This is a genomic window from Streptomyces sp. NPDC046821 (assembly GCF_040645335.1).
GTDB lineage: Bacteria > Actinomycetota > Actinomycetes > Streptomycetales > Streptomycetaceae > Streptomyces.
Genome location: NZ_JBEYYB010000007.1, coordinates 183,350 through 198,990 on the forward strand (window position 1 = coordinate 183,350; position 15,641 = coordinate 198,990).

Consider the following 15,641-nt stretch of genomic DNA (forward strand, 5'->3'; position numbering starts at 1 on the left):
CCCATCTACGTAGTCCTGTGGAACGAAGTGACTAGAGCTTCTCGATCACGTAGTCGATGCACTTCGTCAGCGCCTCGACGTCCGCCGGGTCGATCGCCGGGAACATCGCGATGCGCAGCTGGTTGCGGCCCAGCTTGCGGTACGGCTCGGTGTCCACGATGCCGTTGGCGCGGAGCGCCTTGGCGACCGCGGCGGCGTCGACCGAGTCGTCGAAGTCGATCGTGCCGATGACCTGCGAACGCTTGGCCGCGTCGGTGACGAACGGCGTCGCGTACTTCGACTCCTCGGCCCAGCTGTACAGGCGCGTGGAGGAGTCCTTCGTACGGCCCGTGGTGAAGGCCAGACCGCCCTGGCTGTTCATCCACTCCAGCTGGTCGGCCAGCAGGAACAGCGTCGCGAGCGCCGGGGTGTTGTACGTCTGGTTCTTGCGGGAGTTGTCGATCGCCGTCGGCAGCGAGAAGAACTCCGGGATGTGCCGGCCGGACGCGTGGATGCGCTCGGCGCGCTCGATCGCGGCGGGCGAGAACACCGCCAGCCACAGGCCGCCGTCCGCCGCGAAGGACTTCTGCGGGGCGAAGTAGTAGACGTCCGACTCGGTGATGTCGACCGGCAGGCCGCCCGCGCCGGAGGTCGCGTCCACCAGGACGAGGGCGCCCTCGTCGGCGCCCGCGACACGCTTGATCGGGGCGGCGACACCGGTGGAGGTCTCGTTGTGCGTCAGGCCGTACACGTCGACGCCGGCCTCGGCCTGCGCCTCGGGGTGCGTGCCCGGCTCGGAGGCGATGACCGTCGGCTCGGCCAGCCACGGGGCGAGCTTGGCGGCCTTCGCGAACTTGGAGGAGAACTCGCCGAAGTTGAGGTGCTGCGACTTGTTCTCGATCAGGCCGTGGGTCGCCACGTCCCAGAAGGCGGTGGAGCCGCCGTTGCCCAGGATCACCTCGTAGCCCTCGGGGAGGGAGAACAGGTCCTTCACGCCCTCACGGACGCGGCCGACCAGGTTCTTGACCGGGGCCTGGCGATGAGAGGTACCGAGGAGGGAGGTGCCGGTGGCGGCCAGGGCGTCCAGCGCCTCCGTGCGCACCTTGGAGGGGCCCGCGCCGAAACGTCCGTCGGCGGGCTTGATGTCAGCGGGAATCTGGATCTCAGCCACGGGGTGAGCCTAGCGGCTTGCAGTAGGCATTCCTTCCGCTGTCCGTCGGCTGAGATCCCGCCCGTCCGGGGCAACGCCTCGGGGCTCCGCCCCGGACCCCGCTCCTCAAACGCCGGAGGGGCTGAATATCAGCCCCGCAGCCGTACCGGCAGTTCGAACAGGTCGTTCTGCGTCACGACCGGCTTGTTGCGCAGCTCGCCCGGCTCGACCGCGAGCCGGAGGCCGGGGAAGCGGGCGTACAGCGCGGGCAGCGCCACGCCGGCCTCCAGTCGGGACAGGGCCGCACCCGGGCAGACGTGCGGGCCGTGGCCGAACGAGATGTGCCGGGTCGGCGAGTCGCGGGTGATGTCGAACTCGCCGGCCGTCGGGCCGTGCGCCTGCTCGTCCCGGCCGATCGCGCCGAAGGAGACGATCAGGGCCTCGCCCTTGCGCAGGGTCCCGTCCCCGACCGGGATGTCCTCGGCGGCGAACCGGATCAGGACGTGCGAGGTGGGCGTCGAGTGGCGCAGCGTCTCCTCGACGACCTGCTCCCAGGTGGCCTTGCCGTCGAGGACGAGGGCCAGCTGGTCGGGGTGCTTGGACAGGTTCACGACGGCGTTCACGATGAGGGAGATCGTCGTCTCGTGGCCGGCCGCGACCATCAGCTGGAGCGTGGAGACGATCTCCGCGTCGGTGAGGTGGTCGCCGTCCTCGGAGGCCTGGATCAGGGCGCTGGTCAGGTCGTCGCCCGGCTCGGCGCGGCGGGCCGCGACGACTGCGGCCATCATCGCCGCGAGCTCGCCGAGCGTCGCGACGACCTCCTCCGGCGGGGTCTGCGTGGAGAAGAACTTGTCGAAGAGGACCTTCAGGCGCGGGTGGTCGGCCTCGTCTATGCCCATCAGGTCGCTGATCACGTACATGGGCAGCGGGTAGGCGAACTCGGCCTTCAAGTCGACCGTGCCCTCGGCGGGGAGCTTGTCGAGCAGGCCCGCCGTCAGCTCCTCGATCCGCTCGCGCAGCCGCTCCACCCGGCGCACGGTCAGCGCCTGTGCCACCAGGGCGCGCAGCCGGCGGTGATCCTCGCCGTCGACGGTGAGCATCGAGCGGCCCGGGTTGGCCAGGCCGATCAGCGGCCAGTCGGCGGGGATCTCGCCGCGCTGCCAGGCGCCCCACACCTCGATGTCCTTCACCAGGCGCTTGTCGGTGAGGAGTTGGCGGGCCTCGGCATGGTGCGTGACCGCCCACACGGGGACGCCGCCGGGCAGTTCCACCTCCACCAGCGGGCCCGCCGCGCGCAGCCGGGCGGTCTCGGCCTCCAGGTCGGTGACGAAGGGGTCGAGGGCGATACGGCCGGTGGGCGCGTGCGGGCAGGCGGACGTCGTCATAGGGGGTGCTCCAAGAGAGGTGTGGACAAAGGGAGTTGTCAGAGGGCGGGCGTCGGTGTGAAGCGGACCGGGAGGTCGGTGAGGCCGCGCAGCCACGGCGAGGGCCGCCGGGTGAGGGCCGCGGCCGGCGTGGCCAGGTCGATGTCGGGCAGCCGGTCGAGGACCACCTCGATGCCGGTCCGCGCGATGACCTCGGCGACCTCCTGCGCGGGGAACGGGCAGCGGTGCTCGCCGTGCCCGAACGAGAAGTGGGCGCTGTTGCCGCCCGTGAGGACGGAGGCGTCCGTGCGCACCTGCGGGTCGGCGTTGGCCGCGCCGACGCCGAGCAGCAGCAGGTCGCCCGAGCGGATGTGGCGGTCGCCGAGCCGGGTGTCACGGGTGGCCCAGCGCCCGGCGACGTTCTGCGTCGGGGCGTCCTCCCACAGCACCTCGTTCATCGCCTCGGCGACACTGTGCCGCCCGCCGAACAGGGACGCGGCGAACCGGTCGTCGGTGAGCATCAGGCGCAGCGAGTTGCCGATCCAGTCGGCGGTGGGCTGGTGCCCGGCCGCCATCATCACCATGAGGTCCTGGGCGACCTCCTCGGCCGTGAACCCCGACGGGTCCTGGAGCATGTACGAGGCCACGTCCTCGCCCGGCGCCGTGTGCTTGGCGGCGAGCAGCCCGACCATCGACCCCGCGAGGTGCTGCTGGCCGGCGAGGGCGCGCTCCCGGCCGTCGATCATGTCGTTCATCGCCGAGACCAGGCCGGGGCCCTGCTCGTCGGGGAAGCCGTAGATGCGGGCCAGGACGCGGACCGGCAGCATCATCGCGTAGTCGGCGATGATGTCGCACTCGCCCTTGCCGCAGAAGCCGTCGATCAGCTCGTCCGCGAACTGCTCGGCGTGCGCCTTGAGTTCGAACGGGTCGACGGCCTCAAGGGCGTGACTGATCATCGCGGCGCGCTGCCGGTGCCGCTCGCCGACCGTGTAGAGGATCGACGGCTGTTTGCGGCCGATCATCGGCAGCAGCGGCCAGTCGGCGGGGATGTGCTCCCACTGGTTCCACAGCTCGGAGTCGCGGCTGAACAGGGCCGGATCGCCGGTCACCTGGTGCAGTTCGCGGTAGCCGAGGACCAGCCAGGCCGGGATGTCGCCGTCGAGCACGACGGGCGCGACGGCGCCGTGGTCGCGGCGCATCTCCCGGTAGAGGGTGGCGGGTTCGGTCGCGAAGCGGGGGCCGGACAGCGGTACGGGGGCGGGGGCGTCGGCGGTGCCGTGCGCGGTGCCGTGCGCGGTGTTGTGCTCGGACAAGGGGCAGCCGGGGCTTGTCACGGGGCGGTCTCCTGAGGCACGTACGGCTGACGGGCTTGAGTGGCGCCTTGAGTGGCGTAGAGCGTCTTGAGGTGTTCGAGGAGCGCGATCAGGACGTCCTTGCTGGACTCGCGGGCGCGCGCGTCGCACCGGACGAGCGGCACCTCGGGGTCGAGGTCGAGGGCCTCGCGCAGCTGCTCCAGGGTGTGCGACGGGCCGCCGAAGTCGTTGTGCGCCACGATGAACGGCGTGCCGTGGTGCTCCAGGCGGTCGATCGCGTACCAGGAGTCCTCGATGCGCCGCGAGTCGACGAGGACGACCGCGCCGAGCGTGCCGGAGAACAGCCGGTCCCACAGGAACCAGAAGCGCTCCTGGCCGGGGGCGCCGAACAGGTAGAGGACGTTGTGCTCGTCGAGCGTGATGCGGCCGAAGTCGAAGGCGACCGTCGTCGACGTCTTCGTACGGACGCCGTCGAGGTCGGCGAGGTCGTCCACGCCCTTCCCCGCCTGCGTCATCGTCTCCTCGGTGTTGAGGGGACGGATCTCGCTCACGGAGCGGACCAGGGTGGTCTTGCCGACGCCGAAGCCGCCGACGACGACGACCTTCAGGCCGTTGTCGGCGCCGGGCGCGAGCTCCCGGCGGCCGCTCGGCAGTTCAGAGGTTGCGGAGTCCAACGAGCACCTGCTCCAGGATGTCGGGATCGGGACGGCGGTGGGGGGAGGCGGCGATCCGCGGATGACGGACGCTGATACGGCCCTGCGCCAGGAGGTCGGAGAGCAGGACGCGCACGATGCTCACCGGCAGGCCGAGCTCGGCCGCCACCTCCACCACCGCGGTGGGCCGGGCGCACATCCGCAGGATCGCGGCCTGCTCGGACGGCATACCGGGAGCCGGGTCCGACTCGGTGACGACCAGCGACACCAGGTCGAAGGAGACGTCGGCCGCCGGCCGGCTGCGCCCTCCGGTGAGGGTGAAATAGCGGTCGGGGGCGTCGTCCCGGCCGGGACGGCTCATGACGCCGGGGGTGTGGCGGAGGCGTCCTCGTGCCGGCGCTCGGCGCGCAGGTGCTCACCGAGCTGCTCGACGAGCTCGGACATGGAGTGCCCGACGAGGCCCGCGTCGGCCTCCTCGTCGGCGATCGCCGCGAGATGCGCGCCCTCGCCGGCCTCGACGATGAACAGCGTGCCGCCGTGGAACTCGGTCATCGAGGAGCGCACGCCGCCGGTCCCGTCGCCGAACTCGGCGGAGGCGCCGTGCGCCAGGGACTGGATCCCGGCGGCGATCGCGGCGAGCTGGTCCGCCTGGTCGGTGGAGAGCTCGGGGGTGTGGCACAGCTTGAGGCCGTCGCGCGACAGGACCAGGGCGTGCCGGGTGCCCGGGGTGCGCTTGAGGAGGCCTTCGAGCAGCCAGGTCAGATCGGCGCCGGTGGTGGTCCCGCTCATCGGGGGGTGTCCTTTTCTTCCTGCTGGGGTTCTTGGGGGCGTGGGGTGGGGGTTGTTACGGGGGCTTCCGTAAGGGGCGCGGTGCTCATCCCTACGGGGTCTTCTGTGCGAGTCCCTACGGGGTCTTCCGTGCCGGTCCCTACGGGGTCTTCCGTACGGGGCGTAGTGCTGGTCGCTCCGGGGGCCTCCGCGCGGGGCGTGGTGGCGCGGACCGCCTGGCGGAAGCTGCTGAAGCGGGCGGCGGCGGAGACGGCGGCCTCCGTTTTCGCGTTGGTGGTCTCGGAGGCCTCGGTGGGTCCGGTGGTCCTGGCGGGCGCGGTGGCACCGGCGGTGGTCCCGGCGGCGGCACGGGCCTGTGCGCGCTCGGCGGCGGCCAGGGTCCGGCCGCGCGCCCGCTTGGGCAGTCCGCTGTCACCCGGCGCCGGTGTCGGTGCGGGAGCCTTGGTCGCCCCGTGCTCGCCCCGTACGGGAAGGGCTCCGGCGGCGGGCTCGTGCGCTGCGGCCTCGCGGGCCGGCGACTCATCGCTCACGGGCTCATGCGTCACGACCTCGTGCGCTACGGGCTCATGCGTCACGACCTCATGCCCCGCGGCCGCGTGCGCCACGGACCTGGCGGCGCCGCCCGCCGCACCGCGCGCCGCATCGGCGGCACCCGGCGCCCCGCCCGCCGCACCCGGCATCGCAACGCCCGGCACCGGCTTCGGCCCCCGCGTCGGTTCCGGTGTCCGGGACAGCAGTTCCTGCGGGATGAGCAGCAGTACCCCCGTGCCGCCCCGGGCCGACGGCCGGAACGACACGGTGAGCCCGTGCTTGCGGGCCAGGCGGCCGACGACGGCGAGTCCGAGCCGGGTGCCGGACAGGCCGCCGAGGCCCGTCGGCCCGGCCGCCTCGCCGGAGACCGCGTGCTCGGCGCGGCGCAGCTGCACCGGCCCCATCACGAGCCCGGAGTCCTCCACGGACACGATGACGCCGGCCGGCACCTCTTCGACGTAGACATGCACCTCGGCGGTGGGCGGTGAGAAGTTGGCCGCGTTGTCGAGGAGTTCGGCGAGCGCGTGCATGACGCCTTCGGCGGCGTGACCCGCGACGGCGACACCCGTGTTCGCGTGCACCCGCACGCGCTGGTAGCCGCCGATGCGGCCCATCGCGCCGCGCAGGATCGACTCCATGGCGATGGGGCGGGCCCAGCGGCGGCCCGAGCGGGCGCCGGTGAGCACGGCGACCGAGTCGGCGAGCCTGCCCGCCTGGGCGGTGCGGTGGTCGAGGTGCAGCAGGTCGGCGAGGACGTCCTCGTCGGTGTGCCGGTGCTCCATCTCGCGCAGGTCGGCCAGCATTCCGGTGGCCAGGGCCTGCATACGCCCGGCCGCGTTGGCGCAGGCGGCGAGCGCTGCGGCCCGCTCGGCGCGGGCGCTACGCAGCTGCCCGGCGAGCCCGTCGGCGTCGGCGGCGCGGGCGTCCCGGGCCTCTGTCAGCTCGGCGGTCGTCCGGGCCTGTTCGGCGATGAGGCGGGCCTGTTCGGCAGTGCTGCGGTCGGCGGCGTGGCGCAGTTCCGTGACACTCCGGCGCAGCCGTGCGGCGCTCTCGCGGGCGTGCGCGGCGTAGGCGGCCACGGCGGAGAACGCGAGCGCGGCGCAGGCAGCGCCCCAGGCGAGCGGGGTGCGCACGGAGTCCGGCGCGAGGGCGACCGCCCCGGCGCCGAGCGCTCCGGTGACGAGGAGGGCGGCCAGCAGGGCGAGCGCGGCCGGGCGTACGGGCGGCCGGTGGGGCGCGGTCATCGGTCGGGTCCTCTGGGGGGAGGGAGGTCAATTGTCGGTCACTATAGGAGAGTTGGTGATCGGTTTGGGAACGTTCATGTGCGTATCGTGAACAAGCGGGCAGAGTCGTGCCGTGCCAGGGGCTCTCAGGGGCTGCATCCTGGAGGGCATGGACGATCTGGACGGCCTGGAACGGGAACTGCGGGCGGCCGTGCGCGGCGGGGTCGACTTCTCCGTCACCGCGCGTGCCCTGAACACGATGGACGCGTCCAACTACCGCCGGGTGCCGCGCGGGGTGCTCACCCCGAGAGACGGCGACGACGTGGCCGCTGCCCTGGAGGTGTGCCGCAGGCGCGGGGTCCCGGTCGTGGCCCGCGGCGGCGGCACCTCCATCGCCGGACAGGCGACCGGCACCGGCCTGGTCCTCGACTTCACCCGGCACATGAACGGGATCCTCGACGTCGACCCGGAGACCCGAACAGCTCGTGTACAGCCGGGAGTTGTACTCGACCGGCTCCAGGATGCGGCCGCCCCCTACGGGCTCCGGTTCGGGCCCGATCCGTCCACGCACAGCCGCTGCACGCTCGGCGGGATGATCGGGAACAACTCCTGCGGGTCCCATTCGGTGGCCTGGGGGACGACCGCCGACAGCGTGCGGGAGCTGTCGGTCGTCATGCGTGAGCCGGACGGCTTCGGGGAGCGGAGGCTTGGGCAGGGCTGGGAGGGCGCTCCCGCCGGGCTCCGGCAGCTGGTCGAGGGCGAGCTGGCACTGCTGCGGACCGGGTTCCCGGACCTGCCGCGCCGCATCTCCGGGTACGCCGCCGACGCCCTGCTCCCCGAGAGCGGCGTTGACCTCGCCCGTTTCCTCTGCGGCACCGAAGGCACCCTCGGCATCGTCACCGAAGCCACCGTCCGGCTCGTCGAAGCGCCCCGCGCATCCGCCCTCGCGGTGCTCGCCTACGCCGACGAGAGCGCCGCCGCCGAGGCCGCCGCCGGGCTTCTCCCCTACGGGCCGCTCACCGTGGAGGGCATGGCGGCCGACCTCGTACGCGACCAGACAGGGCTGCCCAGAGGCGGGGCCTGGCTGTTCGTCGAGACCGGCGGGGACACCCCGGCCGAGGCACGCGCCCGAGCCGAGGAGATCGTGCGGGCTGCCGCCGACGGCACGACGGACTCCCTGATCGTCGACGAACCCGCAGGTCAGCGCGCGCTGTGGCGGGTTCGCGAAGACGCCTCCGGGACCGCGACCCGGATGCCCGACGGCACCGAGGCCTGGCCCGGCTGGGAGGACTGCGCCGTGCCGCCCGCCCGCCTCGGCGCCTACCTGCGGGACTTCCGGGGCCTGCTCGCCCAGCACGGGCTGCGCGGCACCCCCTACGGGCACTTCGGGGACGGCTGCATCCACGTACGCATCGACTTCGACCTTCTAGGGGATCTCGGGGTGCGGCGGTTCCGGCGGTTCTCCGAGGACCTCGCGGAACTCGTCGTCGCGCACGGCGGATCGCTGTCCGGCGAACACGGCGACGGGCAGGCCCGCGCCGAGCTGCTGCCGAAGATGTACGGGCCCGACCTGGTGCGCCTCTTCGAGCGCGTCAAGGACGTGTGGGACCCCGACGGGCTCCTCAATCCCGGGATGCTCGTCCGCCCCCACCGCCTCGACGAGAACCTGCGCTTCGCCGTCCTGCCCCGTGAGCCGGTCGACGTCGCGTTCGGCTACCCGCACGACGGCGGCGACTTCTCCGCCGCCGTCCGCCGCTGCGTCGGCGTCGCCAAGTGCCGTACGGAGAAGGCCCCTTCGGGCGGTGGCGTCATGTGCCCCTCGTTCCGGGCGACCGGAGACGAGACGCACTCCACGCGCGGGCGCGCGCGGCTGCTGCACGAGATGCTCGCCGGGGAGGTCGTCACGGACGGCTGGCAGTCCACGGAGGTACGGGACGCGCTCGACCTGTGCCTGTCGTGCAAGGGGTGCCGTTCGGACTGCCCTGTCGGCGTCGACATGGCCACGTACAAGGCGGAGTTCCTGCACCACCACTACGAAGGGCGCCGCAGGCCCGCCGCGCACTACTCCATGGGGTGGCTGCCGCGCTGGCTGAAGGGCGTCGGGCTCACGGGTACAGCCGGCCTCGTCAACTCCCTTGCAGGCGTACGGCCGTTGGCGGCTGTCGGCAAGCGGCTCGGCGGGATCGCGGCCGAGCGGCGGATTCCCCGGGTGGCCGGTGAGACGTTCAGCGCGTGGTGGCGGCGGCAGCCGCGGTCCGGGGGTGACGGGCCCCGCGTCGTGCTGTGGCCGGACACGTTCACGGAACATCTCGCGCCGCAGGTCGGGCGGGCCGCCGCCCGCGTTCTCGAAGACGCCGGGCTGTCAGTGGCCACGACGCCGACCAGGGTTCTCACCTACATGCCGGACGGCCTCGCCGCCGTCGCCCGTACGCTCACGGCGCGCCGGGGGCGGGTCTGCTGCGGCCTCACGTACACGTCCACCGGCCAGCTCGACCGGGCCCGCGCCGTGCTGCGCCGCACCCTCGACCTGATGCGGCCGGTCATCGACGCGGGGCTGCCCGTCGTCGTCCTGGAACCGTCCTGCGCGGCCGCACTCCGCACCGACCTGCCGGAACTCCTCCCGGACGACCCCCGCGCCCGGCGCCTCGCCGACTCCGTCCTCACCTTCGCCCAGGCCCTGGAACGGCTCGCCCCGCACTGGGACCCGCCCCGCGTCGACCGCCCGGCCGTGGGCCAGACGCACTGCCACCAGCACGCGGTCCTCGGCGACGCCGCCGAACGGCGACTCCGTGAACGGGCGGGCCTGGAAGGCGAGTTGAGCGGCGGCTGCTGCGGACTCGCGGGCAACTTCGGCTTCGAGGACGGCCACTACGACGTGTCGGTGGCGTGCGCGGAGGAACAGCTCCTGCCTGCTGTGCGTGAGGCGGGGGAGGGGGCCGTTGTCCTGGCGGACGGCTTCTCGTGCCGCACGCAGCTGGAGCAGCTGGAGGGGCGGGGCGGGCGCCCGGGGCGGCATCTGGCGGAGGTGCTGGCGGAGGCGCTGGGGGTTGTGCCGTAGGGGGTGCGTTGTAAGGGGCCTGTCGTAGAGGGTCGGGCGGCGGCGTGTGTGACGTTGCCCTCCTCGGTGATGGCGGGGGAGTGATGCACTCGGCATTTCACGGACCGCCCAGGGGGCCTTACCGTGGCGATTGGGCCTTTTTCGGTCGCCCCTAAGGGGCGACCGTACGCGGGCTCGTCCGCCCGCGCGCGGGCGGGGCGTCAGCCATATAAGAGGCCGACGATCATGACGCGGTGTACTACCTTGGACGGTGGAGTCCACCTCATTGAACTTGAACCGCGGGTGGCGAGGGGAAAGGGAAGGCTCAGACGTGAACGTCTCACGTACCGACCGGGCGGCGGCCGGCGCCGACGTGGCGGCCGCCGCGCTCGTGCAGCCGGAGGCCGCCGTCTCGCAGCCCGAGGTGGCGGGCGTGACCGCCGCCCCCGAGGGCGCGGCGACGCAGGGCTCCCGCTGGGGCTCCCTCGGTCCGGTCGGCCTCGTGCTCGCCGGCTGTGTGTCGGTGCAGTTCGGCGCGGCCGTCGCCGTGACCCTGATGCCGCGCGCCGGAGCCGTCGGCGTCGTCACCCTGCGCCTCGTGTTCGCCGCGCTCGTACTCCTCGTCGTGTGCCGGCCGAAGCTGCGCGGCCACTCGCGCGCCGACTGGGGCACCGTCGTCGCCTTCGGCATCGCCATGGGCGGCATGAACATGCTCTTCTACCAGGCGGCCTCGCGGATTCCGCTGGGCCCGGCCGTGACCCTGGAGGTCCTCGGCCCGCTCGCCCTGTCGGTCCTCACCTCCCGGCGCCTCGTCAATGCCATCTGGGCGGGCCTCGCGCTGTGCGGCGTCTTCCTCCTGGGCGGGGGCGGCTTCCACGCCGGGCTCGACCTCGTCGGCGCGGCCTTCGCCATCTCGGCGGGCGGCTGCTGGGCCGCGTACATCGTCTTCAGTGCCCGTACGGGGCGACGCTTCCCGCAGGCGGACGGGCTCGCGCTCGCGATGGTGGTCGCGGCCGTGCTGTGCCTGCCGCTGGGTATCGCGGAGGCCGGTTCGCGACTCGTCGTGCCGTCGACGGTCGGCCTCGGCGCGGCCGTGGCCGTCCTGTCCTCCGTCCTGCCGTACACCCTCGAACTCCTGGCCCTGCGCCGCCTGCCCGCGTCCACGTTCGCGGTCATGATGAGCCTGGAACCGGCCATCGCCGCGCTCGCCGGCTTCCTGATCCTGAACCAGGCCCTGTCCGTCGTCGCCGCCCTCGCGATCGCCCTGGTCATCGCGGCCAGCATCGGAGCGGTGCGTACGCAGGTGGGGCGGGGCCGGGCGAAGGTGACGGTGGCTGAAGCCGGCGCCGAGGCCGGCTAGGCCCAGCCCCCTGAGGTTCCGACCGCCTCAGGGCCCTGGCCATTTTTCATACAAGCACGCTTGATTGTTTCTCCTCGCGCTGCCATGCTCCGGGGCACGCCGTCGTGCCCCGAGGGGAGCGCATCGTGTCCGACCCGTTGGCAGTGCTCGAGGATCTGCGCAGTGAGAGCGCCGAACTCGACCTGATCGTCAGTGAGCTGAGCGAGGAGCGGTGGGCCCTCGCGACGCCCGCGCCCCGCTGGAGCGTCGCCCACCAGATCGCCCACCTCGCGTGGACCGACCACTCCGCGCTGCTCGCCGTGACGGACGCCGACGCCTTCGCCGCACTCGTACGGGACGCCCTCGCCGCACCCGACCGCTTCGTCGACGACGGAGCCGACGCGGGCGCCGCGCTGCCGCCCGCCGAACTCCTCGCCCGCTGGCGCGCCGGCCGCGAGGAACTGCTCACCGCCCTGATCGCCGCCCCCGCCGGAACCCGTTTCCCCTGGTACGGGCCGCCCATGTCCGCCGCCTCCATGGCGACCGGCCGGCTCATGGAGACCTGGGCCCACGGGCAGGACGTGGCCGACGCGCTGGCTGTCGTACGGAAGCCGACGGACCGGCTGCGGCATGTGGCCCGGATCGGGGTGCGGGCCCGTGACTTCGCGTTCTCCGCGCGCGGGCTGACCCCGCCGACGGAGGAGTTCCGCGTCGAACTCACCGCCCCGTCCGGCGGCCTTTGGACGTACGGGCCCGAGGGCGCCGCCCAGCGCGTCACCGGGTCCGGGCTCGACTTCTGCCTCCTCGTCACGCAGCGCGCCCACCGGGACGACGTCGACGTGCGGGCCGACGGCCCCGACGCCGACCGGTGGCTCGACATCGCCCAGGCCTTCGCGGGCCCGCCCGGAGCGGGGCGCCCGGCGAAGGGGGCGACGGAGTGAGCGAGACCCCCGGCGGAGGTGGCCGTGCCGCGAGCCAGGACGTCCTCCGTATCGGCAACGCCTCCGGCTTCTACGGTGACCGCTTCGACGCCCTGCGCGAGATGCTCGAAGGCGGCCCCCTCGACGTACTCACCGGCGACTACCTCGCCGAACTGACCATGCTCATCCTCGGCCGCGACCGCCTCAAGGGCCCCGCGCGCGGATACGCCCGCACGTTCCTGCGCCAGCTCGAAGACACCCTCGGCCTCGCGCTCGACCGGGGCGTGCGGATCGTCACGAACGCGGGCGGCCTCAATCCGGCCGGGCTCGCCGACGCCGTACGGCAGCTCGCCGACCGGCTCGGACTCCACGCGCGCGTGGCGCACGTCGAGGGCGACGACCTCGCGCCGGGCGGACGTTTCCCCGGCGCGCTCACCGCCAACGCCTACCTCGGAGGCGCCGGCATCACCGCCTGTCTCGCGGCCGGCGCCGACATCGTGGTCACCGGACGCGTCACCGACGCCGCCCTCGTCACGGGGCCCGCGGCCTGGCACTTCGGGTGGGCGGAGGACGCGTACGACCGGCTCGCGGGGGCCGTCGTCGCCGGGCACATCCTGGAGTGCGGGACGCAGGCCACCGGCGGCAACCACTCACGCTTCAAAGGGCGGGACCTGCGACGCCCAGGCTTCCCCCTCGCCGAACTCCACGCCGACGGCTCCTGCGTCATCACCAAGCACCCCGGCACGGGCGGCTTCGTCGACGTGGGGACGGTGACGGAACAGCTCCTGTACGAGACCGGGGGCGCCCGGTACGCGGGGCCCGACGTGACCGCGCGGCTCGACACCGTACGGCTCACGCAGGACGGACCGGACCGCGTCCGCGTCACCGGCGTACGCGGCGAGGCCCCGCCGCCCACCCTCAAGACCGGCCTCAACCGGCTCGGCGGGTTCCGCAACGAGGTTGTCTTCGTGCTGACCGGCCTCGACATCGAGGCCAAGGCAGCGCTTGTACGCGACCAGATGGACGACGCTTTCGCGCGGGCCAAGTCCCGCCCCGAGCAGGTTGATTGGGAGCTGGCGCGTACGGATCGCGCGGACGCCGCCACTGAAGAGACCGCCAGCGCCCTGCTGCGGCTCGTCGTGCGGGACTCCGACGCCGACGCAGTGGGCCGCACCCTCAGCAGCGCCGCCATCGAGCTGGCCCTCGGCAGCTACCCCGGCTTCCATGTGACCGCCCCGCCCGGCAAGGCCGACCCTTACGGGGTGTTCGAGGCGGCGTACGTGGACCGGGCGGAGGTCGAGCATGTGGCCGTACTCCCGGACGGGGAACGGGAGTTGATCCCGTACGGGGGTGTGACGCGGGCCCTGACGGACGTGGACGAGCCACCCCTCCCTGACCCCCTGCCGCCCGGCCCCACCCGGCGCGTTCCCCTAGGGCTCATCGCCGGGGCCCGCAGCGGCGACAAGGGCGGCGACGCCAACGTAGGCGTGTGGGTGGACGGTGACGACGCCTGGGCGTGGCTCGCGCACGAGCTGACCGTCGAGCGGTTCCAGGAGCTGCTGCCCGAGACGCGCCCGCTGGCCGTCGTACGCCACGTACTCCCCAACCTGCGCGCCCTCAACTTCACCGTCACCGGCCTCCTGGGCCAGGGCGTCGCCTCCCGGCACCGTTTCGATCCGCAGGCCAAGGGGCTCGCCGAGTGGCTGCGCTCCCGTCACCTGGAGATACCGGAGGTCCTCTTGTGACCGTTCTCGCCTCGGCCCTGGATGTCGGCGGTGCCGACTTCGCCGCTCACCGCGAGGCCATGCTCGGCAAGCTCGACGCCCTTGAGGCCGAGCACGCCAAGGCGCTCGCGGGCGGGGGCGAGAAATACGTCCAACGCCACCGCAAGCGCGGCAAGTTGCTCGCCCGGGAGCGGATCGAGCTGCTGCTCGACCCCGACACGCCCTTCCTCGAACTGTCCCCGCTCGCCGCGTGGGGCAGCGACTACACGGTCGGCGCCTCGCTCGTCACCGGGATCGGGGTCGTGGAGGGGGTCGAGTGTCTGATCACCGCCAATGATCCGACCGTGCGGGGCGGCGCCAGTAATCCGTGGTCGTTGAAGAAGGCGCTCCGGGCCAACGAGATCGCGTACGTGAACCGGCTGCCGTGCATCTCGCTCGTCGAGTCCGGCGGCGCCGACCTGCCCTCGCAGAAGGAGATCTTCATCCCCGGCGGCGCCATCTTCCGCGACATCACGCGCCTGTCCGCCGCCGGAATCCCCACCATCGCCGTCGTCTTCGGCAACTCCACCGCCGGCGGCGCCTACGTCCCCGGCATGTCCGACCACGTGATCATGGTCAAGGAGCGGGCGAAGGTGTTCCTCGGCGGGCCGCCGCTCGTGAAGATGGCGACCGGCGAGGAGAGCGACGACGAATCGCTCGGCGGCGCCGAGATGCACGCCCGTACCTCCGGGCTCGCCGACCACTTCGCCGTCGACGAGCAGGACGCGATCCGGCAGGCCCGCCGCGTCGTCGCCCGGCTCAACCACCGCAAGGCGTACGCCGATCCACAGCTCGCGGAGCCGCCCAAGTACGACCCGGAGGAACTGCTCGGGATCGTGCCGGGCGACCTCAAGGTGCCGTTCGACCCGCGCGAGGTCATCGCCCGGATCGTCGACGGCTCGGACTTCGACGAGTTCAAACCGCTGTACGGGGCGTCGCTGGTCACCGGGTGGGCCTCGCTGCACGGCTATCCGGTCGGCATCCTCGCCAACGCGCAGGGCGTCCTGTTCAGCGAGGAGTCGCAGAAGGCCGCCCAGTTCATCCAGCTCGCCAACCAGCGCGACATCCCCCTCCTGTTCCTGCACAACACCACCGGCTACATGGTCGGCAAGGAGTACGAGCAGGGCGGCATCATCAAGCACGGCTCGATGATGATCAACGCGGTCTCCAACTCCCGTGTCCCGCATCTGTCCGTCCTCATGGGCGCCTCGTACGGGGCCGGCCACTACGGGATGTGCGGGCGCGCGTACGACCCGCGCTTCCTGTTCGCCTGGCCCAGCGCCAAGTCCGCCGTGATGGGGCCGCAGCAGCTCGCGGGCGTCCTGTCGATCGTGGCCCGGCAGTCCGCCGCCGCCAAGGGGCAGCCGTACGACGACGACGCCGACGCGGCGCTGCGGGCGATGGTGGAGCAGCAGATCGAGTCCGAGTCCCTGCCGATGTTCCTCTCCGGGCGGCTGTACGACGACGGGGTCATCGACCCGCGCGACACCCGGACCGTCCTCGGCCTGTGCCTGTCCGCGATCCACACGGCGCCCTTCGAAGGTGCGCGCGGTGGCTTCGGCGTCTTCCGGATGTGAGGC

General features: G+C 72.9%; 12 protein-coding genes. 5 read left to right on the forward strand and 7 right to left on the reverse strand.

Going from position 1 to position 15,641, the window contains the following annotated elements; translation table 11 throughout:
- Positions 1 to 31: 31 nt before the first annotated feature.
- The 7 genes from serC to ABZ893_RS15980 all read right to left on the reverse strand — a co-directional run bounded on the left by serC (position 32) and on the right by ABZ893_RS15980 (position 7,023).
- Positions 32 to 1,150 (reverse strand): phosphoserine transaminase, encoded by a 1,119-nt coding sequence (gene serC, locus ABZ893_RS15950; protein ID WP_361402951.1) that lies wholly within the window; start codon positions 1,148 to 1,150, stop codon positions 32 to 34.
- Between the two features lie 128 nt (positions 1,151 to 1,278).
- A complete protein-coding gene (locus ABZ893_RS15955) occupies positions 1,279 to 2,514 on the reverse strand; it encodes a cytochrome P450 (protein ID WP_361402953.1) in 1,236 nt (411 codons plus the stop codon).
- 38 nt (positions 2,515 to 2,552) lie between these two features.
- Complete coding sequence (locus ABZ893_RS15960; protein ID WP_361403557.1) at positions 2,553 to 3,806, reverse strand: cytochrome P450; 1,254 nt, start codon at positions 3,804 to 3,806, stop codon at positions 2,553 to 2,555.
- 17 nt (positions 3,807 to 3,823) lie between these two features.
- Positions 3,824 to 4,480 (reverse strand): ATP/GTP-binding protein, encoded by a 657-nt coding sequence (locus ABZ893_RS15965; RefSeq protein ID WP_361402956.1) that lies wholly within the window; start codon positions 4,478 to 4,480, stop codon positions 3,824 to 3,826.
- Positions 4,461 to 4,820, reverse strand: coding sequence for a DUF742 domain-containing protein (locus ABZ893_RS15970; protein ID WP_361402958.1), 360 nt, complete (start codon positions 4,818 to 4,820; stop codon positions 4,461 to 4,463). The genes ABZ893_RS15965 and ABZ893_RS15970 overlap by 20 nt, the downstream gene beginning before the upstream one ends.
- Positions 4,817 to 5,248 (reverse strand): roadblock/LC7 domain-containing protein, encoded by a 432-nt coding sequence (locus ABZ893_RS15975; RefSeq protein ID WP_361402960.1) that lies wholly within the window; start codon positions 5,246 to 5,248, stop codon positions 4,817 to 4,819. Before ABZ893_RS15975 ends, ABZ893_RS15970 begins: the two co-directional genes overlap by 4 nt.
- Positions 5,245 to 7,023, reverse strand: a complete 1,779-nt coding sequence (locus tag ABZ893_RS15980) for an ATP-binding protein (RefSeq protein ID WP_361402962.1) — start codon at positions 7,021 to 7,023, stop codon at positions 5,245 to 5,247. The genes ABZ893_RS15975 and ABZ893_RS15980 overlap by 4 nt, the downstream gene beginning before the upstream one ends.
- Positions 7,024 to 7,171: 148 nt before the next feature.
- Between ABZ893_RS15980 and ABZ893_RS15985 the strand changes: the two genes are divergently transcribed.
- The 5 genes from ABZ893_RS15985 (at position 7,172) to ABZ893_RS16005 (ending at position 15,638) form a co-directional block, all read left to right on the forward strand.
- The gene (locus ABZ893_RS15985; RefSeq protein WP_361402965.1) at positions 7,172 to 10,060 is read left to right on the forward strand and encodes an FAD-binding and (Fe-S)-binding domain-containing protein; all 2,889 of its coding nucleotides are present in this window, start codon (positions 7,172 to 7,174) and stop codon (positions 10,058 to 10,060) included.
- Between the two features lie 403 nt (positions 10,061 to 10,463).
- Positions 10,464 to 11,399: an EamA family transporter gene (locus ABZ893_RS15990; protein WP_361403560.1), complete on the forward strand. Its 936-nt coding sequence runs from the start codon at positions 10,464 to 10,466 to the stop codon at positions 11,397 to 11,399.
- A 125-nt stretch (positions 11,400 to 11,524) separates the two neighbouring features.
- Entirely contained in the window at positions 11,525 to 12,319 is a 795-nt protein-coding gene (locus tag ABZ893_RS15995; RefSeq protein WP_361402968.1) for a TIGR03084 family metal-binding protein, read from the forward strand.
- The gene (locus tag ABZ893_RS16000) at positions 12,316 to 14,043 is read left to right on the forward strand and encodes an acyclic terpene utilization AtuA family protein (RefSeq protein WP_361402971.1); all 1,728 of its coding nucleotides are present in this window, start codon (positions 12,316 to 12,318) and stop codon (positions 14,041 to 14,043) included. Before ABZ893_RS15995 ends, ABZ893_RS16000 begins: the two co-directional genes overlap by 4 nt.
- Positions 14,040 to 15,638, forward strand: coding sequence for a carboxyl transferase domain-containing protein (locus tag ABZ893_RS16005; RefSeq protein ID WP_361402973.1), 1,599 nt, complete (start codon positions 14,040 to 14,042; stop codon positions 15,636 to 15,638). Before ABZ893_RS16000 ends, ABZ893_RS16005 begins: the two co-directional genes overlap by 4 nt.
- Positions 15,639 to 15,641 lie beyond the last annotated feature (3 nt).

Excerpts from the sequence above, each read along its gene's own strand:
- ABZ893_RS15955 (WP_361402953.1), bottom strand. The coding sequence starts at position 2,514 with ATGACGACGTCCGCCTGCCCGCACGCGCCCACCGGCCGTATCGCCCTC.
- ABZ893_RS15970 (WP_361402958.1), bottom strand. The coding sequence starts at position 4,820 with ATGAGCCGTCCCGGCCGGGACGACGCCCCCGACCGCTATTTCACCCTC.
- ABZ893_RS15975 (WP_361402960.1), bottom strand. The coding sequence starts at position 5,248 with ATGAGCGGGACCACCACCGGCGCCGATCTGACCTGGCTGCTCGAAGGC.
- ABZ893_RS15980 (WP_361402962.1), bottom strand. The coding sequence starts at position 7,023 with ATGACCGCGCCCCACCGGCCGCCCGTACGCCCGGCCGCGCTCGCCCTG.
- ABZ893_RS15985 (WP_361402965.1), top strand. The coding sequence starts at position 7,172 with ATGGACGATCTGGACGGCCTGGAACGGGAACTGCGGGCGGCCGTGCGC.